Source organism: Streptomyces aurantiaciflavus (genome assembly GCF_049808595.1).
Classification (GTDB): domain Bacteria; phylum Actinomycetota; class Actinomycetes; order Streptomycetales; family Streptomycetaceae; genus Streptomyces.
This window is the reverse complement of sequence record NZ_JBNCAQ010000032.1, coordinates 1-18,863: the sequence shown is the minus strand read 5'-3', so window position 1 is coordinate 18,863 and position 18,863 is coordinate 1. Positions and strand designations below refer to the sequence as shown.

Sequence of the window (18,863 nt, the reverse complement as noted above, 5' to 3'; positions counted from 1 at the left end):
ACATGGCCAGGCGTGAGAAAGTCATGCGGATGTCGGTCGAGCAGCCGCTGTGGCGTGCGCTCACCGCCTACCGGGTGCTGACCATGCTCTACGCGGTCGGCCTGTTCGTCTCCGCCTACGGCGACTACGACCGGCCCGGCATCGCCATCGCCTACTACGTCGTCCTGTGCGTCTGGACACTCGCCACCCTGCCCCGCGTGCAGAACGCGGCCGCCTGCACCAAGCGCTTCCTCGCCGCCGACCTCGCCGTCGCGCTCACCGGCATCGTCCTCACCCCGCTCGCGGTCGACGACCAGCACATCCTGGACGGCGGCCCCACCCTGCCGTCGATATGGACCGCCGGCTCGGTCCTCGCGTACGCCATCAAGGGCGGCTGGCGCTGGGCCGTGTTCGCCTCCACCCCCGTCGCCGTCGCCAACCTCCTCGAGCGCGGCGCCCCGGCCCGCGACACCGTCCACAACGTGATCCTCGTCTGGGTCGCCTCCATCGCCATCGGCTACGTCGTCGAGGTCGCCCGCGCCTCCGAGCGCACCCTCGCCCGCGCCCTGGAGATCGAGGCCGCGACCCGGGAACGGGAGCGGCTCGCCCGGGACATCCACGACAGCGTGCTGCAGGTGCTGGCCATGGTGCAGCGGCGGGGCGCGGTCATCGGCGGCGAGGCGGCGGAGCTGGGCCGGATGGCCGGCGAGCAGGAGGTGGCGCTGCGCACGCTGGTCTCCGGCGGCCTCGTGCCCGTCTCCCGGGTGTCGGAGGACGAGGCCGAGGGGGCCGTCGTACGTCTGGTGGAGGAACCCGACGACGCGGCCGACGACGGGCCGGTGGACCTGCGCTCGCTGCTCGCGCCCTTCGCCGCCGCGCGGGTCAGCCTCGCCGAGCCGGGCGCCCCGGTGCTGCTGCCGCCGCCCGCCGCGCGGGAGCTGGCCGCGGCCGTCGGGGCCGCGCTGGACAACGTACGCAAGCACGCGGGGGAGCAGGCGCGCGCGTGGATCCTGGTCGAGGACGAGCCCGACGCGGTGATCGTCACCGTACGGGACGACGGGCCCGGCATCCCGGAGGGGCGGCTCGCGCAGGCCGAGGGCGAGGGGCGGCTCGGGGTCGCCCTGTCGATCCGGGGCCGGCTGCGCGACCTCGGCGGCAGCGCGGAGCTGCTCTCGACGCCGGGGCAGGGCACGGAGGTCGAACTGACCGTGCCGAAGAAGGACACGAAGGACACGAAGGACCCACGGGGGAAGGCAGACACGCGATGAGCGAAGAACAGGGTGGGCCCGCGGGGGGCCGCGGTCCGATCAGGGTCATGGTGGTCGACGACCACCCCATGTGGCGCGACGCCGTCGCCCGGGACCTCACCGAGTCCGGCTTCGACGTCGTCGCCACCGCCGGTGACGGCGAGCAGGCGGTGCGCCGCGCCAGGGCCACCACGCCCGACGTCCTCGTCCTGGACCTGAACCTGCCCGCCAAGCCGGGCGTCCAGGTCTGCAAGGAGGTCGTCGCCGCCAACCCGGCGCTGCGCGTCCTCGTCCTCTCGGCGAGCGGCGAGCACGCCGACGTGCTGGAGGCGGTGAAGTCCGGCGCGACCGGCTACCTGCTGAAGTCGGCGTCCACGGAGGAGCTGTTGGACGCGGTCCGGCGCACGGCCGTCGGCGATCCGGTGTTCACCCCCGGCCTCGCCGGCCTGGTCCTCGGCGAGTACCGCCGCCTCGCCTCCGAGCCCGCGCCGGCGGCCGGCACCGACGAGCCGGACGCACCCCGGCTGACCGACCGCGAGACCGAGGTGCTGCGCCTGGTCGCCAAGGGCCTGAGCTACAAGCAGATCGCCGAACGCCTCGTCATCTCCCACCGCACGGTCCAGAACCACGTCCAGAACACCCTCGGAAAGCTCCAGTTGCACAACCGGGTCGAACTCGTCCGGTACGCCATAGAGCGCGGCCTCGACGACGAGTAACCCCCCGGCATTTCACGGGAATTGCACCTCCCGGGGCATACCTGTGTGACCTGGATCACCATTACCGTGACCTTCGTCAGGCAACCGCGGCGAAGGGACACGTCCATGCGCGTCGGAGTACTGACCGGAGGCGGCGACTGCCCCGGCCTCAACGCCGTCATCCGGGCCGTCGTCCGCAAGGGCGTCCAGGAGTACGGCCACGACTTCGTCGGCTACCGGGACGGCTGGCGAGGCCCCCTCGAAGGGCGGTCGGTCCCTCTCGGCATCCCCGCCGTCCGGGGCATCCTGCCCCGCGGCGGCACCGTCCTCGGCTCCTCACGGACCAACCCCCTCAAGGTGGAGCACGGCATCCGCCGGATCAAGGAGACCCTCGCCGAGCAGCGGGTCGAGGCCCTCATCACCATCGGCGGCGAGGACACGCTCGGCGTCGCCGCACGCCTGTCCGACGAGTACGGCGTCCCCTGCGTCGGCGTGCCGAAGACCATCGACAACGACCTGTCCGCCACCGACTACACCTTCGGTTTCAACACGGCGGTCGGCATCGCCACGGAGGCCATCGACCGCCTGCACACCACCGCCGAGTCCCATATGCGCGTCCTGGTCGTCGAGGTGATGGGCCGTCACGCCGGCTGGATCGCCCTCCACTCCGGCCTGGCCGGCGGCGCCAACGTCATCCTCATCCCCGAACAGCGCTTCGACGTCGAGCAGGTGTGCGCCTGGGTGACCTCCCGCTTCCGGGCGTCGTACGCGCCGATCGTGGTCGTCGCCGAGGGCGCGATGCCGAAGGACGGCGACGTGGTCCTCAAGGACGAGTCCCTGGACCCCTTCGGGCACGTCCGTCTCTCCGGTGTGGGGGAGTGGCTGGCCAGGGAGATCGAGAAACGCACCGGCAAGGAGGCCCGCACGACGGTCCTCGGGCATGTGCAGCGCGGCGGCACCCCCAGCGCCTTCGACCGCTGGCTCGCCACCCGCTTCGGACTGCACGCCGTCGACGCCGTCCACGAGGGCGACTTCGGCACGATGGTCGCCCTGCGCGGCACGGACATCGTCCGCGTCCCGCTGGCCGAGGCGACGGCCCGGCTGAAGACCGTCGACCCGAAACTGTACGCGGAGGTGGGGGTGTTCTTCGGCTGACGGCCGGATGAGCCGGCCTGTCCTCACGGGGCGTCGACCGGATCGCCGACGCCCCGTGAGGAACGTCCCGCACTACAGCGCGGGCCGCCGCTCGGACAACGCGCCGGTGCCCCGCAGCTGCCCCACCAGCTCCCGCACCACGGCGGCCCCGTTCAGCGTCAGCACCGACTCCGGATGGAACTGCACCCCCGCGACCGCGTTCCTGGGCGCGTCTCCGGCGCGACCCGGCCTCCGCAGCGCATGCACCTCCCCGTTCTCCGCACGGCTCACCTCCACCCCGCGCGCGGTCAGCTCCCGCAGGGCGTCGTCGTCGCACCGCGCCACGAAGCTGTTGTAGAACCCGACGGTCTCCGGCCTCCCGAACAGGTCGATCACCGTCTGCGCCCCCTGGTACGGCACCTCCTTCCGCACGATCTCCAGCCCCAGCTCCGCCGCGATCAGCTCATGCCCGAGACACACGCCCAGCACACCGTGCCGGTGCTCCCGCAGCACCCGCCCGGTCAGGTCCCGCAGGAACCGCATCTTCGGGTCGGCCGGATCGGACGGGTCACCGGGGCCGGGGCCCAGCACCACCGGACCCTCGTGCGCGAGCACCGCCTCCCGCAGCCCCGGCTCGTCGTACCGCCGGACCGACACCTCCAGGCCGGCCGACCGCAGCACGTGCGCGAGCATCGCCGTGAAGGTGTCCTCGCCGTCGACGACGAGAGCGTGCCCGCTCAGCTCCTGCGACCGCTCCTGCATCCGCAGCCAGAACGGCGCCAGCGAGGCCCGCCGCCCGTCCAGCGCCGCCTGCACCCGAGCGTCGTCGGCGAGCCGGGGCAGCGTCCCCTCCTGCCGCGGCCGTCCGGGCCGTACGCCCAGCGCGGCCAGCACGCCCGCCGCCTTCGCGTGCGTCTCCGCGACCTCGCCCGCCGGATCCGAACCGCGTACCAGCGTCGCCCCGACCGGCACCCGCAGCCGCCCGGACGCGTCGATGTCGGCGGTGCGGATGAGGATGGGGGAGTCGAGGGTCTGCGCCCCGCCCGAGTCCCGCCCGAGCAGCGCCAGCGCCCCCGCGTAGTAGCCACGCCCCACACCGTCGCGCCCGAGGGGCTCGTACCGCTCGATGACCCGGCAGGCGTTCTGCACCGGCGAGCCGGTGACGGTGGCCGCGAACATGGTCTCCTTCAGCACCTCCCGCACGTCCAGCGAGGACCTGCCGCGCAGCTCGTACTCGGTGTGCGCGAGATGGGCCATCTCCTTCAGGCGCGGCCCGATCACCACCCCGCCCATGTCGCCGACGGTGCACATCATCTTGAGCTCCTCGTCGACCACCATCGACAACTCCTCGATCTCCTTGCCGTCGGCGAGGAAGTCCAGCAGATGCTCGGGCGTCGGCCCCTGCGCCGGATAGCGGTACGTCCCGCTGATCGGGTTCATGACGACGGTCCCGCCGGACATCCGCACATGCACCTCGGGGCTCGCGCCGACCAGCGTGCGCTCCCCTGTATGCACCACAAACGTCCAATACGCCCCCCGCTCCCCCTCCAGCAGCCGCCGGAACAGCGCCAGCGCGTCGGCCCTGGAGAAGCCGGCGATCTCCCCCTCGTACGTCCGCCGGATGACGAAGTTGGCGCCCTCGCCCCGCCCGATCTCGTCCCGCAGCACCCGGTCGACGATCTGCGCGTACTCCTCGTCGCCGACGTCGAAGCCGCCGCCCTCGACCCGCACCTCGTGCGAGGGGAGCTGCTCCAGGGCCTCGGTGAGCGGGATCTCGTACCGCTCCTCGGGGATCAGCACGGTGAGCGGGGTGCCGTCGTCGCGGACGTCGAAGCCGCGCTCGCGGATCTGGCGGAAGGGGACGAGTGCGAGGCCCTCGTCGGGGAGGTCGGCGAGGCGCTCGTGGTCGGCGACCGGGCCGAGGAGCAGTTCGACCGTGTGTTCGTCGTGGCCGGGGGTGCGGCGGCGGAGCAGGGCGAAGGGGCGGGGGTCGTGCAGCAGGTCCAGCAGATTCATGGGTCCGTGATCCCTCTCGATCTTCTCGGTCTTCTTGACGGAGAGGAACGACCCCGGAAACACCGAAGGCCGCCCCTCGGGCGGCCTTCGCGAAGTCTTGCGTACGCGCAGTCAGTGGGCCGCCGGATGAGCGGTCCACCACCAGTTCTGTGTCGACAGCGCGAACATGCGACGCACCCTACCCCATGGATTACGCCCTCACAGGTGAGCGAGAGACCGTCTCACCTGTCGAGCCGCGGGAAAATCACTCGACGCGACCCCGTAATGTGGGAGGCGTGACCGTGAACGCTAAGACCAGCCCGAGCGCTGGCAACACCTGGCGAAACCTGCCCGCGGCGCAGCAGCCCGAGTACCCCGACGCCGAGGCTCTGCGCGCAGTGATCGCGGACCTCGAGTCGTATCCGCCGCTCGTCTTCGCGGGCGAGTGCGACCAGCTGCGCGCCCGGATGGCGGCCGTCGCCAAGGGCGAGGCGTTCCTCCTTCAGGGTGGCGACTGCGCCGAGGCCTTCGACGCGGTGTCCGCCGACCACATCCGCAACAAGCTGAAGACGCTGCTCCAGATGGGCGCCGTGCTGACGTACGCCGCGTCCGTGCCCGTGGTGAAGGTCGGCCGGATCGCCGGCCAGTACTCCAAGCCGCGTTCCAAGCCGACCGAGACCCGCGACGGCGTGACGCTCCCGGTGTACCGGGGCGACTCCGTCAACGGCTTCGACTTCACCGAGGCCTCCCGCATCCCGGACCCCGAGCGGCTGAAGCGGATGTACCACGCGTCCGCCTCCACGCTGAACCTGGTGCGCGCCTTCACCACCGGTGGCTACGCCGACCTGCGGCAGGTCCACGCCTGGAACCAGGACTTCGTGAAGTCGTCCCCCTCCGGCCAGCGCTACGAGCAGCTCGCCCGCGAGATCGACAACGCGCTGAACTTCATGCACGCCTGCGGAACGGACCCGGAGGAGTTCAAGACCGTCGAGTTCTACTCCTCGCACGAGGCGCTGCTGCTCGACTACGAGTCGGCGCTCACCCGCGTCGACTCGCGCACCGGCCGGCTGTACGACGTCTCCGCGCACATGGTGTGGATCGGCGAGCGCACCCGGCAGCTGGACCACGCGCACGTCGAGTTCGCCTCGAGGATCAGCAACCCGATCGGCATCAAGCTCGGCCCGACGACGACGGCCGAGGAGGCGCTGCAGTACATCGAGCGCCTCGACCCGGAGCGGGAGCCGGGCCGGCTCACCTTCATCGTCCGCATGGGCGCCGACAAGGTCCGCGACAAGCTGCCCGAGCTGGTCGAGAAGGTCACCGCCTCGGGCGCGACCGTGGCCTGGGTGACCGACCCGATGCACGGCAACACCTTCGAGGCGGCCTCGGGCCACAAGACCCGCCGCTTCGACGACGTGCTCGACGAGGTCAAGGGCTTCTTCGAGGTCCACAAGGCCCTCGGCACCCACCCCGGCGGCATCCATGTCGAGCTGACCGGTGACGACGTCACCGAGTGCGTGGGCGGCGGCGACGAGATCTTCGTCGACGACCTCCACCAGCGCTACGAGACGGCCTGCGACCCGCGGCTGAACCGCAGCCAGTCGCTCGACCTGGCGTTCCTCGTGGCGGAGATGTACAGGGACCAGTAACGGTTCACCTGTTACCAGGCGCGCACTGGGGCGCGGATCACATCCGATCCGCGCCCCACGCACTTTTGCGGCCCCCGCACCCCGGGTAAGGTTAGGTTTGCCTCACCGATCATCGGGACGGCGCTCCTTATCGATCCCGGCGGGAGGTGAACCGCGTGTACGTCTGCAGTTGCTTCGGCGTCACCGAGCAGCAGGTCAAGAAGCACGCGGAGGACGGTGCCTGCACCCCTCGCCAGATAGCGTCGGCCTGCAAGGCCGGCACGGACTGCGGCTCCTGCGTCCGCCGGATCCAGGCGATCCTGGGCAGGGGCGCGTGCCCCCGCCGCGAACTGGCCGACCAGGGCAAGCCGGTGCTCACCGAGCTCGACGAGTTCGACGAGCTCGAGGAAGCGGCCTAGGGCCTGTTGCGAAAGTGGCGTCGTCGCCCGAAGGGCGGCCGCGCGGCGTCCGGTGCGTGCTCTCGGCGTGCCGCCCGGAAGCCCTCGTACTGGGCGTACTCGGGCTTTCGGGCGGTGCGGCGAGAGTGCGTGCCGGGCGTCGCGCGGCAGGCGCCACTTTCGCAACAGGCCCTAGCCCGGCTCCGGCTCAGCTCTCCGGCTGCTCGATCAGCTGCGCGAGGTACAGTGCCTCGCCGAGCTTCTCCAGCAGGTCCAGCTGGGTGTCGAGGTAGTCGATGTGGTGCTCCTCGTCCGCGAGGATCGACTCGAAGATGTTCGCCGACGTGATGTCGCCCTTCTCGCGCATCACCTTGATCCCGCGCCTGAGGCGGTCGATCGCCTCCACCTCGATCTGCCGGTCGGCCTCGAACATCTCCCTGACCGTCTGCCCCACCCGCACATGGAACAGTCGCTGGTAGTTCGGCAGGCCCTCCAGGAACAGGATCCGGTCGGTGAGCACCTCGGCGTGCTTCATCTCGTCGAACGACTCGTGCCGCGTGTACTTCGCGAGCTTCGTCCAGCCGAAGTTCTCCTGCATCTTGGCGTGGAGGAAGTACTGGTTGATCGCGGTGAGCTCGCCGGTGAGCTGCTCGTTGAGAAACTCGATGACCTCGGGGTCGCCCTGCATCGCAGAGGCTCCTTCCACGTGGGGGATCGGGGAGGTTGCCGCCGCATGATTTCACCGGTGCGGAAGATCGTCCAGTAAGTGCGTACTTAGTAAGTTAGTCCATGCTTAGTGCGAGTTGTCCGATTTCGGACATGGCTGGTCATCTGCACCGCCCCGGGTCTGTCAGGATGGAGTCATGGGTCATCCGGTGGAGCGAGAATCAGGAGAAGCAGCAGCGTCCGAGCTTCCGCCGGGGCAGCGACTGCAGCGGGGCTGGCCTGTCACACACTACGGCCCGGTCCCCAAGTTCCGTCCAGAGCGCTGGGAGTTCCGCGTCTTCGGCGCCACCGCCGACGGCGAGAAGCACTGCTGGACCCACGACGAGTTCACGGCCCTGCCGTACACCACCGTCGTGGCCGACCTGCACTGCGTGACGAAGTTCAGCATGCTCGGCGCCGAGTGGGGCGGCATCCCCGCCCGCACCATCCTGGAGATCGCTCCGCCCGCCGACGACGTCACCCATGTGATGGTGTGGGCGGAGTACGGCTTCAGCTCCAACCTGCGTCTGTCGGACTTCGCCTCCGACCGCACCCTCTTCGCCACCCACAAGGACGGCGAACTCCTCACCGCCGAGCACGGCTTCCCCCTCCGCCTGGTCGTCCCCCACCTCTACGCCTGGAAAGGCCCGAAGTGGGTCCGCGGCGTCGAGTACATGACCGCCGACCGCCGAGGCTTCTGGGAGGAACGCGGCTACCACAACATCGGCGACCCCTGGAAGGAACAGCGCTACTCCTACCAGGAGGAACCGGGGGAGGGACCGGAGCTCTGAAGCGCGGGGGTGGCATCGGCCGGCAACCGCAGCGCCGGTCACGACGCGCGCCCCGGCTCAGTCGTCCCGGAGTTTCTTCAGACGGGCCACGTCCGCCGCGTGGCCCTCCTTGCCGCCGGGGGTCTCGATGACGAGGGGGACGCCCGCGGTGGCGGGGTGGGTCATCAGGGCGCGGAACGGGTCCTCGCCTATGTGGCCGGCGCCGATGTTCTCGTGGCGGTCCTTGTGCGCGCCGACCACGTCCTTGGAGTCGTTGGCGTGGATCAGCTTCAGCCGGCCCTCGCCGACCGTGTCCACCAGCAGGTCGAGGGTCTGGTGCATGCCGGACGGGCCGGTCAGGTCGTGGCCCGCCGCGAAGATGTGGCAGGTGTCCAGGCAGACGCCGAGCTTCGGATGGGCGTCCAGCGCCTCGAAGTAGGGCCCGAAGTCCCAGGTCCGGGAGCAGAGCGAGGCACCCTGCCCGGCGGTGGACTCCAGCAGCAGATACGGATCGTCGTCGTGGGCCAGCTCGTCCAGCAGCGGCAGCAGGTGCTCCCGGACCTGCTTCAGCGCCACGGACCGCTCCCGCCCGCCCGTCGCGCTCCCGGTGTGCACGACCACGCCCAGCGCACCGATCTCGCGCCCGCGGCGCAGCGAGTGCCGCAGCGACTCCACCGACTTCTCGACCGTGGCCTCGGTGTGCGAGCCGAAGTTGATCAGGTACGGCGCGTGCACATAGGCCGGGATCGACTCCGCCGCGCACGCCTCCCGGAACGCCTCGTCCTGGCGGGGATTCCCGGCGGGGGTGGCCCAGCCGCGCGGGTTGGCGACGAAGACCTGGACCGTCTCGGCCTTGAGGTCATGGGCGTACGTCAGCCCCACCGAGTGCAGGCCGCCCGCCACCGGCACATGACCGCCGACGGGGTTGCGGGAGGGGAAGGGGGAGGCGAGGCTGGGGGCGCCGGACTGCTGACCTGTCACCCGTTCAGGGTGTCATGGCCCGAGGCCCGCCCGGTCACCGGATGGTGATCGTGATCGTCGACCCCTTCGGCGCCGTCTCGCCGCCCTCCACGGACTGGCTCTTCACGGTGTCGCCGAACAGACCGAGCAGCCCGCGGTCCTCCTTGACCTTGAAACCGGCCCCTTCCAGCGCGGCCTTGGCGTCGTCGATGCTGTCGCCGACCACGTCCGGGACCTCCACCATCTCCGGGCCCTTGGACAGGGTCAGCGTCACCGTGTCGCCCTCGGCGGCCTGCTTGTCCGGCCCCGGCGACTGGAGGGCGACCTGCCCCTTGTCGAACTCGGAGTTGACCTGCTCGGTGGAGACCGTCACCTTCAGGCCGGCCCCCTGCAGCTCGGCCCTGGCGTCGGCGAGGTCCTCGCCGGTGACGTCGGGTACGTCAACGGGGCGGCCCTTGCTGACGACGAGGGAGACCGCCGAGCCCGCGCGCCGCTCCGTGCCGGCCTCGGGGCTGCTGCTGATCACCGCCCCCTTGGCGATGTTCTCGCTGAACGCCTGCGTGACCAGTCCCGGCTGCAGCCCGTCCTCCTTCAGCTGCGCCCTGGCCTTGGCCAGCCGCAAGCCCTTCAGATACGGCACCCTCACGGTCTCCGGGCCGTCGGAGACGACGAGCGCCACGGCGTCGTTCTTGCGGATGCGGGCGCCGGGCCCCGGATCGGTGCTGATGACCGTGCCGCGCCTGACGGTGTCGCTGTACTGGTGCTTGATCGCCCCGACCTCGAGCCCGGCATCCTCCAGCCGCTGCTCGGCCCGCTCCTGCGTCTGCGTCAGGAGCGCCGGGACCTTGGTGAACTGTCCGGAGTTGATGTACCAGACGCCCACGCCGAGGCCGAGCACCAGCAGGACGGCGGTGACGATCGCCAGCACCCCGCGCCGGGGCCGCCCGGAGCGGCGCCGCGGCGGGAGCGGAGGCAGGGGAGGCTCCGCCGCGAACCGGGACGTCCGGTTCATGGCGTCCTCGCCCAGCGGTTCCTCGTCCTCGTTGACGGGCAGCGGCCGGGGCACCGTCAGCGAGCGCGGGATCACACTCGTCCGGTCCTCGGCGTTGTCGTGCTCCGCGGAACGGGCCTGCGGGGGCAGCGCGTCCAACTGCTCCTCGTCGAGTGCGCCGCGTGCCTCCCGCACCTGCGCGAGCAGCGCCACCGCGTCGTGCGGCCGTACGCCCGGGGTGCGGGCGGTGGCCGAGGCGACCAGCTCGTCCAGCTCGTACGCCAGACCGGGCACGGCGGCCGAGGGCGGCGGGACGTCCTCGTGGAGGTGCTTGTAGAGCACGATGGCGGGGGAGTCCCCCTCGTGCGGCTTGTCGCCGGTGAGCATCTCGTAGAGCACGACCCCGCACGCGTACACGTCCACGCGGGCGTCCGCGGTGCCCTGCTCGATCTGCTCGGGCGCGAGGTACGAGACGGTTCCGAGGACGGCGCCGGTGGTGCTGGTGACGGTGTCCACGGACCGCACGAGCCCGAAGTCGGCGACCTTGACCCGCCCGTCGTCCCCTATCAACACGTTCTCGGGCTTCATGTCCCGGTGCACGAACCCGGCCCGGTGCGCGGCACCGAGCGCGGCGAGCACCGGCTCCAGGATGTCCAGCGCGGCCCGCGGCTGCAGCGCCCCGCGCTCGCGCAGCACGTCCCGCAGGGTGCAGCCGGCGACGTACTCCATGGCGAGGTAGACGTACGACCCGTCGGCCCCTTGGTCGAACACCTGCACGACGTTCGGGTGCGCGAGCCGGGCGACGGACTTGGCCTCCCGGATGAAGCGCTCGACGAACGAGGCGTCGGTCGCGAGCGCCGGGTGCATCACCTTGAGCGCGAGGACCCGGTCGAGGCGGGTGTCCACGGCCCGGTAGACCGTGGCCATCCCGCCGACCGCGATCCGCGCGTCCACGCGATAACGCCCGTCGAGCACCTGCCCGACCAGAGGGTCCTGAAGGGTCGTGTCCACGCACGCGAGTGTACGAGCCCCCACGGACACCCCCACCTCCCCGACCACCATCGAAGCGGGACTGCAGCGCACCTGTGACGTGACACATGGGGGCGGGGCGTGGGGGTGGGGGAAGCGGACGTGGTTCGGTGCGGGTGCGGCGTGGTGGCCGCCGATGGTGCTCGGCCCCCGCGGGCGACGTTCACCTCTTGTCCGAGGGAAACCGGTGGTGCGTGGGTGGGAGAGGGGGCCGGAGTGGACGGACGTTCAGAACGCGGGGCGCTCCGGGTCCAGCACGGCCAAGCCCTCCGCAGGAGACGACGCCTCGGCGAAGTAACGGCGGGGGATCCGCCCCGCCAGCCGGGCCAGCCTCCCCGCCTCGACGCCGGCCCGCATGGCCAGCGCCATCCGCTCGGGATCCGCCGCCCGCGTCACCGCCGACGCCAGCATCACCCCCGTACACCCCAACTCCATCGCCAACGCCACATCCGACGCCGTACCGGCCCCCGCGTCCAGAATCACCGGCACACGCGCGTGCTCGACGATCAGCTGGAAGTTGTGGGGGTTCCTGATCCCCAGGCCGGAGCCGATCGGGGACCCCAGAGGCATCACCGCGGCGCAGCCCACGTCCTCCAGCTTCCGCGCCAGCACCGGATCGTCGTTGGTGTACGGCAACACCGTGAACCCGTCGTCGACCAGCGTCTCGGCCGCGTCGAGCAGTTCGACCGGGTCCGGCAGCAGCGTCCGCTCGTCGGCGATGACCTCCAGCTTGATCAGATCGGTGCCCAGCGCCTCGCGCGCGAGCCGCGCCGTCAGCACCGCCTCCCCGGCCGTGAAGCACCCCGCCGTGTTCGGCAGCACACGGATGCCCAGCCGCTCCAGCACCGACAGCACCGAGCCGTGCACAGCGGGGTTCACCCGCCGCATCGCGACGGTCGTCAGCTCGGTCCCGGACGCGACCAGCGCCCGCTCCAGCACCTCCAGGCTGGGCGCACCGCCCGTACCCATGATCAGGCGGGACGAGAACGTCGTACCGCCGAGGACGAAGGGATCGTCGGCCATGGCTCAGCCTCCCTGGACGGCCGTGAGGACTTCCACGCGGTCCCCCTCGGAGAGGGCGGTCGCGGACCACCGCGCGCGCGGGACGACGGTCTCGTTGAGCGCGGCGGCCACCCCGGAGGGCGCCGCGGTCAGGGACCGTACGACGGCGTCGAGGGCGGTCCCGGCCGCGACCTCCCGCCGCTCACCGTTGACGGAGATGTTCATGCGGGCTGCTCCGAGAGTGCGGCGGCGGCGAAGCGCCGGGGCGTGAAGGGACGGGCCTCGTCGGGGAGCTCACCGGTCGCCAGGACATGCGCCAACGCGTCACCGGTCACCGGCGTGAGCAGCACACCGTTGCGGTAGTGCCCGGTCGCCAGCAGCAACCCGTCCAGCCCGGTCGGCCCGAGCAGCGGCATGTTGTCGGGCGACCCGGGACGCAGCCCCGCGCGGGTCTCCGTCAGCGGCAGCTCGGTGATCCCGGGCACCAGCTCGTGCGCGTCCCGCAGCAACTCGTACACGCCCCCCGCCGTCACCGTCGTGTCCCAGCCCAGCTCCTCGCTCGTGGCGCCGACGACGAGCTCGCCGTTCTCCCGCGGCACCAGGTACACATGGCTGCCGCGCACCACGGCCCGCACCGTCCGGCTCAGAAACGGCGCGTACCGCTTCGGCACGGTCAGCCGCAGCACCTGCCCCTTCACCGGCCGCACCGGCGGCAGCACCTCGTCCGGCACCCCCGCGAGCCGTCCGCTGAGGCTGCCCGCCGCGAGCACCACCTGCCCCGCGCCGAGCGCCGTACCCGCGCGCGTGAGGACCCCCGCCGCCCGGCCGGCCACCACGGACAGCCGCTCGGCCCACGTCCGGTGGAAGACCACGCCCGCCCGCTCGCACGCGGTCACCAGCGCGCCGGCCAGCCGTCGCGGATCGATCTGGTGGTCGCCGTCCACCCGCAGCCCACCGCGCACCCCGGGCGCGAGCATCGGCTCCAGCCGTCGGCACTCGCGCCCGGACAGCCACTCCGACTCCAGCCCGGACTGCCGTTGCAGGGCGTGCAGTTCACGCAGATGCGCGCGGTCGTCGGCGTCCAGCGCGACCGCGAGCGTGCCGGAACGGCGGTAGCCGAGATCATGGCCGGTGAGGTCGGTCAGCTCGGCCGCGAAGGCCGGGTAGAGGCGGGCCGACGCGAGGTTCAGACCGAGCAGCGTCTGTTCGCCGTGGTGCAGTTCCGTGACGGCGGCCAGCATCCCGGCCGCCACCTGCGCGGCCCCGCCGCCCGGTTCGGGGTCCACCACCGCCGTGGCGAATCCGCGCTGCGCGGCCCGCCACGCCGTGACGAGCCCGATGATGCCGCCCCCTACGACGAGGACGTCGGACGTACGTGAGGACATGGGCGTCCAGCCCCTCCCTTCGCCGGCATGACCCGGATCAGGTTCGTACGGTCGGAGGCCGCCAGCCTCCCTCTCAGCCCGGTGCGTCCGGGCTCCCGCGAGTGCTCTACGTTGGCCACCCTAGCCCGACGCCGGATGTCTCAGTAAGGGAGCCTCCGCCTGTGCCACGCCCGCCCGTCCCCCGCCACCACCCTGGAACGAGGGGCTTCGCCCGGCCCCGCAGATCTCTCGACGGCCTCGTCCTCGCCCCGGTCGCCGACCAGGCCCCGGGCCAGGTCGGCACCCGCACCCGCTTCACGTACCACGAGCGGGACGGTGTGATCTGGGCCGACTACACGGGCGGCGACGTCGTACGCGGGCATCTGGTGGGTACGCGGGAAGGAGACCGGCTCGACTTCCGGTACGTCCAGCTCAAGCACGACGGAACGACGTCCTGCGGGCACTGTGTCTCGACGGTCGTGGAGCTGCCCGACGGACGTGTGCGCCTCGACGAGACGTGGGAGTGGGAGTCGCAGCCGGGCAGCGGTACCAGCGTGGTGGAGCAGGTCGACGAGTCGTCGCCGGGCGGTGTGGAGCAGGTCACGGAGCACGACGGCTGACTGACGATTCGTCAGTTGTCTAAGGTGATCAGGTGAGTGAGCAGACGCGGGAAGAAGGCAGGTCACCGGTGCGGCGCGTGGTCGTCGTCGGCGCGGGCATGGCCGGTGTGCAGACCGCGGTAGCCCTGCGCGAACAGGGCTACCGCGGCACGGTGACCCTGATCGGCGCCGAACCCCACCAGCCCTACGACCGGCCGCCGCTGTCCAAGGCCGTCCTGCTCGGCAAGGCCGAGGGCTCCGCCTTCGACGTCGACTTCGAGAGCCTCGACATCGAGATCCGCCTGGGCAGCGAGGCCCTCGGCGTGCGCCCCGCCGACCACGAACTGGACACCGAGACCGGCCCCGTCCCGTACGACGTCCTCGTCCTCGCCACCGGTGCCGAACCGATCCGGCTGCCCGGCGCCGAGGGCGTGCCCGGCGTCCATCTCCTGCGCACCCTGGACGACGCCGAACGGCTGCGGCCGGTACTCGCCCGGCAGCACGACATCGTGGTCGTCGGCGCCGGCTGGATCGGCGCCGAGTTCGCCACGGCCGCGCGCGAGGCGGGCTGCGCGGTCACCGTCGTCGAGGCCGCCGACCGTCCGCTGGCCGGCGCCCTGCCCGCCGAGGTCGCCGCCCCGATGACCGCCTGGTACGCCGACAGCGGCACCGAACTGCGCACCCACACGCGCGTGGAGCGCGTAGAGCCCGGCGCGGTCGTCCTCGACGACGGCTCGCGGCTGCCCGCCGACGCCGTCGTCGTCGGCATCGGCGCCCGCCCCGCCACGGCCTGGCTGGCCGGCTCCGGCATCGAGCTGGGCACGCACGGCGAGGTCGTGGCCGACGCCCAGCTGCGCACCTCCGTGCCCGACGTGTACGCGGTCGGCGACTGCGCCTCCTTCCCTTCGGGGAGGTACGGCGAGCGGCTCCTCGTCCACCACTGGGACAACGCCCTCCAGGGCCCGCGCACGGTCGCCGCGAACATCCTGGGCGGGGCCACCGGCGAGCCCCCGGCGGTCTACGACCCGGTGCCGTACTTCTGGTCCGAGCAGTTCGGCCGCTTCGTCCAGTACGCCGGCCACCACGCCGTGGCCGACCGCATGGTGTGGCGCGGCGACCGGTCCGGCCCCGCGTGGACGGTGTGCTGGCTGCGCGAGGACCGCCTCGTGGCCCTGCTGGCCGTCGGCCGACCGCGTGACCTGGCCCAGGGCCGCCGCCTGATCGAGGCGGCCCGGCCCATGAACCCGGAGGCCCTCGCGGACCCGTCCCGCCCCTTGAAGAACGCGACTGCTTGAGGGACGCGCGTGCGGCACACCAGGGGAGCGGGGCCGTGACCCGTGCGGCTCCGCCGCGAGGGGGGTCCCTCCCGCTCGAGCGGAGCCGAGAGGGGGAGCGACCGGCCGCGACGGCGCCGCACCCGGACGACGACCCATCGCGGCCCGCCCGGCGGAGCGCTTAGTGGTCGCACTGGTAAGTCCTTCAGGGGTGCTCATGCTGCCAGCGCAACGGAGGCTTCTTCTTGGTGATCGGCGGTGTACCGGTCGAGCCTGGCGAGCAGATCGTCCAGGTCGGAGGTGGTGAACTTCCACTGGAACGGCTGTGCCGTGGCGTTGTAGCGGTCTTCGAACGCTCGGAGCCGGTCCTCGACTTCGGTCAGGTCGGTGAAGTCGTTGGGTGAGACGACCTTGCGCTGCACGACGGAGAAGTAGATCTCTACCTGGTTCAGCCAGGAGGCGTGCACTGGGGTGTGGACCAGCACCGCGTTCGGGAACGCGGCGGTCTGCCGGTCGGCGGCCTTCTTCCCACGGTGGGAGGAGCCGTTGTCCACGATCCAGAACACGCGCTTGGCACTGGCATAGGGCTCCTGGTTCATGACCCGGGTGACCAGGGCCATGAACGGGTCGATGCCGGTCCTGGGCTCAGTGCGGCCGAACACTGTCGCGTGGTGAACGTCGTAGGCGACCAGGTAGGACAGTGCGCCGCCGCGGCCATAGGTGTGGTTGACGCGCATCGCGCGGGCCTGGCCGGGGGCGAGGGTGGGGTGGCAGCGGCAGCGGGCCTGGATGGAGGTCTTCTCGTCGGCGCTGATGACGAACTCGTCCGCGCCGAGGGGTTCGCCGTTCCAGGTGCGGGCGTACAGGTCCAGAACGCGCTCGGCCTTGGGACGGAAGTCGGGGTCGGTGACAAAGATCCAAGAGCGGTGCTGCCAGGGCTTGAGTGCGTCCCGCGCGAGCCAGCGGCGCACGGTGGAGGCCGACAAGGAGGGCGCGATGCCGCGCTTTACGGCCTCGCGGGCCAGTTCGGGGGTGGTCCAGCGGGACAGTGGCGCGCCGGTCTCGGCGGGCAGCTGGCAGGCGAGGGCCTTGACCTGGGTAGCCTGCAGCGAGGTGAAGGTGGGCGGGCGTCCGGTGCGCTTACGGTCGGCCAAGCCGGGCATGCCCTGCTCAGCGAAGCGGCTCCGCCAAGTGCGCACGGTGTCTACGTGCACACCAACCCGCTCGGCTATCCGCGCGTTCGGCAGCCCGCGGGCCGCGTGCAGCACGATCTGTGCGCGCACCCGCAGCCGGTGCTCGGTCTTGTGGCCCCTGGCTGCCTTCTTCAACCGGTGCAGCTCGGTATCGGTCGGGGATATCGGGCGGGCGGTGGCAACGGGCATGGCAGGCAAGCCGATTTCCGGAGCCGCCCAGTCAACCTCGCAGGTCAGACAGGTCCTGGTCGCTGAGACTGAGATCGTTCGCGGCGAGGTTCTCCTCTAGGTGATCGAGTGAACCAGTGCCCGGAATCGCCAGCAGCGAGGGCGAGGTCGCCAGCAGCGAGGCGAGGTGCACCTGCGTGGCGGTCGCGCCCAGGCGAACTGCCACCTTGTCCAGCCGTTCGGTGTCCAGCGGACTGACACCACCGCCGAGCGGAAAGTACGGCACGTACGCGATACCCGCTTCCTCGCATTCCGCCAGCAGCCCCATGTCACCTGTGTGACGGTTCTGCACCGCCGCGACAGGCGCGATCTCCCGGGCCTCGGCGAACTGGAAGGCGTCGACGTTACTGACGCCCAGGTGCCGGATCAGCCCCTCCGCGCGGAGCTCGGCCAGCACCGCGAAGCGTTCGGCGATCGCCTCGCCGCCTGGCCCGGTCATCCCGCCCACCCGCAGATAGACCAGGTCGAGCCGGTCCAGCCCAAGAGAGCGCAGGTCCGCCTCGACCAAGCCGCGCAGCTGATCAGGCGTCGCCTGCCCACTGGGCACACCGTCTGGCGTGGGCAGTGGCCCGACCTTCGTCGCGATCACCAGATCGTCACGGTACGGGGACAGCGCCCTACGGATAAGCTCGTTGGCCCGCACCGTACCCCTGCGGTAGAAGTCGGCCGTGTCGATGTGGTTCACGCCCAGTTCCACGGAGCGCCTGAGCACCGCGATGCCGTTCTCAGGATCTCGTGGCGGGCCGTCAAAGGTGTTTGCTGCCAGGCGCATCGCGCCGAAGCCGAGCCGGTTGATGGTCAGGTCCCCGCCGAGGGAGAAGGTCTTGATCGTCATAAGGCTTATGGTGTCCACCGCCATGACGTCCCTGCGAGCTTGTGGCAGCTTGCTGCCAGACTTGAGGTATGCGGAACGAGCAGGTGTTCTCCGTCCGAGGGGACACAGAGCTGATCGAGCGTGCCGGCCATCTCTTCGAGTCCGCGCAGGCCGAGTTCCTGTGCGCCGCCCGAGACCTCAAGACCTTCTCGCAGCCACAGGCCAGGGCCGCGATCCGCAACCGGATGCGCGCTGCGCACTCCCCGGACTTCATCCCTCGCAAGCTGCTCAGCCCGGTCGCGCTCGCTGACGAGGAGGCCCGCGCGCATCTACGGCTGGTGCAGAACAAAGGAGCTCTCGTCCGGATCAGCGGCTCGCGACTGCCGCACGAGACCATCATCATCGACCGGCGGGTGATGATCCTCGCCGGCGCAGAGACCCCTACCGGCCGCGAATACACCGTGACGACGTCGCAGATCCTGGTCGACGGCGTCCACTCGCTGTTCCAAGCGATCTGGGACACCGCCGTCGGTCCCGACACGTATCTGCGGAAGAACATCCCCCACCTCGATGCTGACGGCCGCGTGATCCTCAAAGCCCTCGGTTCGGGACTCACCGACGAATCAGCCGCCAAACAGCTCGGCCTTTCGCTACGCACCTACCGGCGGCGCGTGGCCGAACTGATGGTCAAGCTAGAGGCCAACTCCCGCTTCCAGGCCGGGCTGCGCGCGGGTGAGCTGGGGCTACCCCGCTGAGACCATAGTCATCACACCCCTGCAGGGTCTGTACACCTGAGCACCTCGGTATACGTAAACAACCGTCGCGTCAACCCCCGAATAACTTCCGGAGCCGACCACT

The 18,863-nt window shown here is 71.2% G+C and carries 19 protein-coding genes and 1 riboswitch; of the genes, 9 read left to right on the top strand and 10 right to left on the bottom strand.

What is annotated here, in order from left to right:
* The first annotated feature begins 2 nt into the window (after positions 1–2).
* The 3 genes from macS (at position 3) to ACPT94_RS31475 (ending at position 3,076) form a co-directional block, all read left to right on the top strand.
* Positions 3–1,247 (top strand): MacS family sensor histidine kinase, encoded by a 1,245-nt coding sequence (gene macS, locus ACPT94_RS31485; protein WP_360351521.1) that lies wholly within the window; start codon positions 3–5, stop codon positions 1,245–1,247.
* Positions 1,248–1,294: 47 nt separating this feature from the next.
* Positions 1,295–1,942, top strand: a complete 648-nt coding sequence (locus ACPT94_RS31480; protein ID WP_360351518.1) for a response regulator — start codon at positions 1,295–1,297, stop codon at positions 1,940–1,942.
* A gap of 105 nt (positions 1,943–2,047) precedes the next feature.
* Positions 2,048–3,076 (top strand): 6-phosphofructokinase, encoded by a 1,029-nt coding sequence (locus tag ACPT94_RS31475; protein WP_360351515.1) that lies wholly within the window; start codon positions 2,048–2,050, stop codon positions 3,074–3,076.
* Between the two features lie 72 nt (positions 3,077–3,148).
* Here ACPT94_RS31475 and ACPT94_RS31470 read toward each other — a convergent pair whose 3' ends face one another.
* Positions 3,149–5,071 carry an anthranilate synthase family protein gene (locus ACPT94_RS31470; RefSeq protein WP_360351513.1) on the bottom strand — a complete coding sequence of 641 codons (1,923 nt, stop codon included), beginning with the start codon at positions 5,069–5,071 and terminating at the stop codon, positions 3,149–3,151.
* Positions 5,072–5,182: 111 nt separating this feature from the next.
* Entirely contained in the window at positions 5,183–5,239 is a 57-nt protein-coding gene (locus ACPT94_RS31465) for a trp operon leader peptide (protein ID WP_078912442.1), read from the bottom strand.
* A gap of 107 nt (positions 5,240–5,346) precedes the next feature.
* Here ACPT94_RS31465 and ACPT94_RS31460 point away from each other — a divergent pair, with 107 nt between their 5' ends.
* Positions 5,347–6,699, top strand: coding sequence for a class II 3-deoxy-7-phosphoheptulonate synthase (locus ACPT94_RS31460; RefSeq protein ID WP_360351511.1), 1,353 nt, complete (start codon positions 5,347–5,349; stop codon positions 6,697–6,699).
* A 146-nt stretch (positions 6,700–6,845) separates the two neighbouring features.
* The gene (locus ACPT94_RS31455) at positions 6,846–7,097 is read left to right on the top strand and encodes a (2Fe-2S)-binding protein (protein ID WP_360351509.1); all 252 of its coding nucleotides are present in this window, start codon (positions 6,846–6,848) and stop codon (positions 7,095–7,097) included.
* 187 nt (positions 7,098–7,284) lie between these two features.
* Here ACPT94_RS31455 and bfr read toward each other — a convergent pair whose 3' ends face one another.
* Positions 7,285–7,764: a bacterioferritin gene (gene bfr, locus ACPT94_RS31450; protein ID WP_360349198.1), complete on the bottom strand. Its 480-nt coding sequence runs from the start codon at positions 7,762–7,764 to the stop codon at positions 7,285–7,287.
* A gap of 175 nt (positions 7,765–7,939) precedes the next feature.
* On the opposite strand from bfr, the gene ACPT94_RS31445 reads away from it, so the two are divergent.
* Positions 7,940–8,572 (top strand): sulfite oxidase-like oxidoreductase, encoded by a 633-nt coding sequence (locus ACPT94_RS31445; RefSeq protein WP_425247381.1) that lies wholly within the window; start codon positions 7,940–7,942, stop codon positions 8,570–8,572.
* Between the two features lie 57 nt (positions 8,573–8,629).
* On the opposite strand, the gene ACPT94_RS31440 is transcribed toward ACPT94_RS31445, so the two are convergent.
* The 5 genes from ACPT94_RS31440 to thiO all read right to left on the bottom strand — a co-directional run bounded on the left by ACPT94_RS31440 (position 8,630) and on the right by thiO (position 13,918).
* Positions 8,630–9,532: a deoxyribonuclease IV gene (locus tag ACPT94_RS31440; RefSeq protein ID WP_360349203.1), complete on the bottom strand. Its 903-nt coding sequence runs from the start codon at positions 9,530–9,532 to the stop codon at positions 8,630–8,632.
* A 34-nt stretch (positions 9,533–9,566) separates the two neighbouring features.
* Entirely contained in the window at positions 9,567–11,513 is a 1,947-nt protein-coding gene (gene pknB, locus ACPT94_RS31435; RefSeq protein ID WP_425247380.1) for a Stk1 family PASTA domain-containing Ser/Thr kinase, read from the bottom strand.
* 246 nt (positions 11,514–11,759) lie between these two features.
* Positions 11,760–12,554, bottom strand: coding sequence for a thiazole synthase (locus ACPT94_RS31430; RefSeq protein WP_360349209.1), 795 nt, complete (start codon positions 12,552–12,554; stop codon positions 11,760–11,762).
* Between the two features lie 3 nt (positions 12,555–12,557).
* Positions 12,558–12,758 carry a sulfur carrier protein ThiS gene (gene thiS, locus ACPT94_RS31425; RefSeq protein ID WP_360349212.1) on the bottom strand — a complete coding sequence of 67 codons (201 nt, stop codon included), beginning with the start codon at positions 12,756–12,758 and terminating at the stop codon, positions 12,558–12,560.
* Entirely contained in the window at positions 12,755–13,918 is a 1,164-nt protein-coding gene (thiO, locus tag ACPT94_RS31420; protein WP_425247379.1) for a glycine oxidase ThiO, read from the bottom strand. The genes thiS and thiO overlap by 4 nt, the downstream gene beginning before the upstream one ends.
* Positions 13,916–14,027, bottom strand: a riboswitch (TPP riboswitch). It overlaps the preceding gene by 3 nt.
* 52 nt (positions 14,028–14,079) lie before the next feature.
* Here thiO and ACPT94_RS31415 point away from each other — a divergent pair.
* Positions 14,080–14,517, top strand: a complete 438-nt coding sequence (locus ACPT94_RS31415; RefSeq protein ID WP_425247378.1) for an avidin-fold protein — start codon at positions 14,080–14,082, stop codon at positions 14,515–14,517.
* Between the two features lie 32 nt (positions 14,518–14,549).
* On the top strand, positions 14,550–15,791 hold the full coding sequence (locus tag ACPT94_RS31410) for an NAD(P)/FAD-dependent oxidoreductase (RefSeq protein WP_425247377.1): 1,242 nt from the start codon (positions 14,550–14,552) through the stop codon (positions 15,789–15,791).
* Between the two features lie 194 nt (positions 15,792–15,985).
* On the opposite strand, the gene ACPT94_RS31405 is transcribed toward ACPT94_RS31410, so the two are convergent.
* Together ACPT94_RS31405 and ACPT94_RS31400 are read right to left on the bottom strand one after the other, a co-directional pair.
* Entirely contained in the window at positions 15,986–17,152 is a 1,167-nt protein-coding gene (locus ACPT94_RS31405; RefSeq protein ID WP_425247161.1) for an IS630 family transposase, read from the bottom strand.
* Between the two features lie 31 nt (positions 17,153–17,183).
* On the bottom strand, positions 17,184–18,026 hold the full coding sequence (locus tag ACPT94_RS31400; protein ID WP_360348910.1) for an oxidoreductase: 843 nt from the start codon (positions 18,024–18,026) through the stop codon (positions 17,184–17,186).
* Between the two features lie 68 nt (positions 18,027–18,094).
* Between ACPT94_RS31400 and ACPT94_RS31395 the strand changes: the two genes are divergently transcribed.
* Positions 18,095–18,760, top strand: a complete 666-nt coding sequence (locus tag ACPT94_RS31395; protein ID WP_425247160.1) for a DNA-binding response regulator — start codon at positions 18,095–18,097, stop codon at positions 18,758–18,760.
* Positions 18,761–18,863 lie beyond the last annotated feature (103 nt).

Coding starts and splice junctions, on each gene's coding strand:
- macS (WP_360351521.1), top strand. CDS start 3: ATGGCCAGGCGTGAGAAAGTCATGCGGATGTCGGTCGAGCAGCCGCTG.
- ACPT94_RS31480 (WP_360351518.1), top strand. CDS start 1,295: ATGGTGGTCGACGACCACCCCATGTGGCGCGACGCCGTCGCCCGGGAC.
- ACPT94_RS31475 (WP_360351515.1), top strand. CDS start 2,048: ATGCGCGTCGGAGTACTGACCGGAGGCGGCGACTGCCCCGGCCTCAAC.
- ACPT94_RS31470 (WP_360351513.1), bottom strand. CDS start 5,071: ATGAATCTGCTGGACCTGCTGCACGACCCCCGCCCCTTCGCCCTGCTC.
- bfr (WP_360349198.1), bottom strand. CDS start 7,764: ATGCAGGGCGACCCCGAGGTCATCGAGTTTCTCAACGAGCAGCTCACC.
- ACPT94_RS31445 (WP_425247381.1), top strand. CDS start 7,940: ATGGGTCATCCGGTGGAGCGAGAATCAGGAGAAGCAGCAGCGTCCGAG.
- ACPT94_RS31430 (WP_360349209.1), bottom strand. CDS start 12,554: ATGGCCGACGATCCCTTCGTCCTCGGCGGTACGACGTTCTCGTCCCGC.
- thiS (WP_360349212.1), bottom strand. CDS start 12,758: ATGAACATCTCCGTCAACGGTGAGCGGCGGGAGGTCGCGGCCGGGACC.
- thiO (WP_425247379.1), bottom strand. CDS start 13,918: ATGTCCTCACGTACGTCCGACGTCCTCGTCGTAGGGGGCGGCATCATC.
- ACPT94_RS31405 (WP_425247161.1), bottom strand. CDS start 17,152: ATGCCCGTTGCCACCGCCCGCCCGATATCCCCGACCGATACCGAGCTG.
- ACPT94_RS31400 (WP_360348910.1), bottom strand. CDS start 18,026: ATGACGATCAAGACCTTCTCCCTCGGCGGGGACCTGACCATCAACCGG.
- ACPT94_RS31395 (WP_425247160.1), top strand. CDS start 18,095: ATGCGGAACGAGCAGGTGTTCTCCGTCCGAGGGGACACAGAGCTGATC.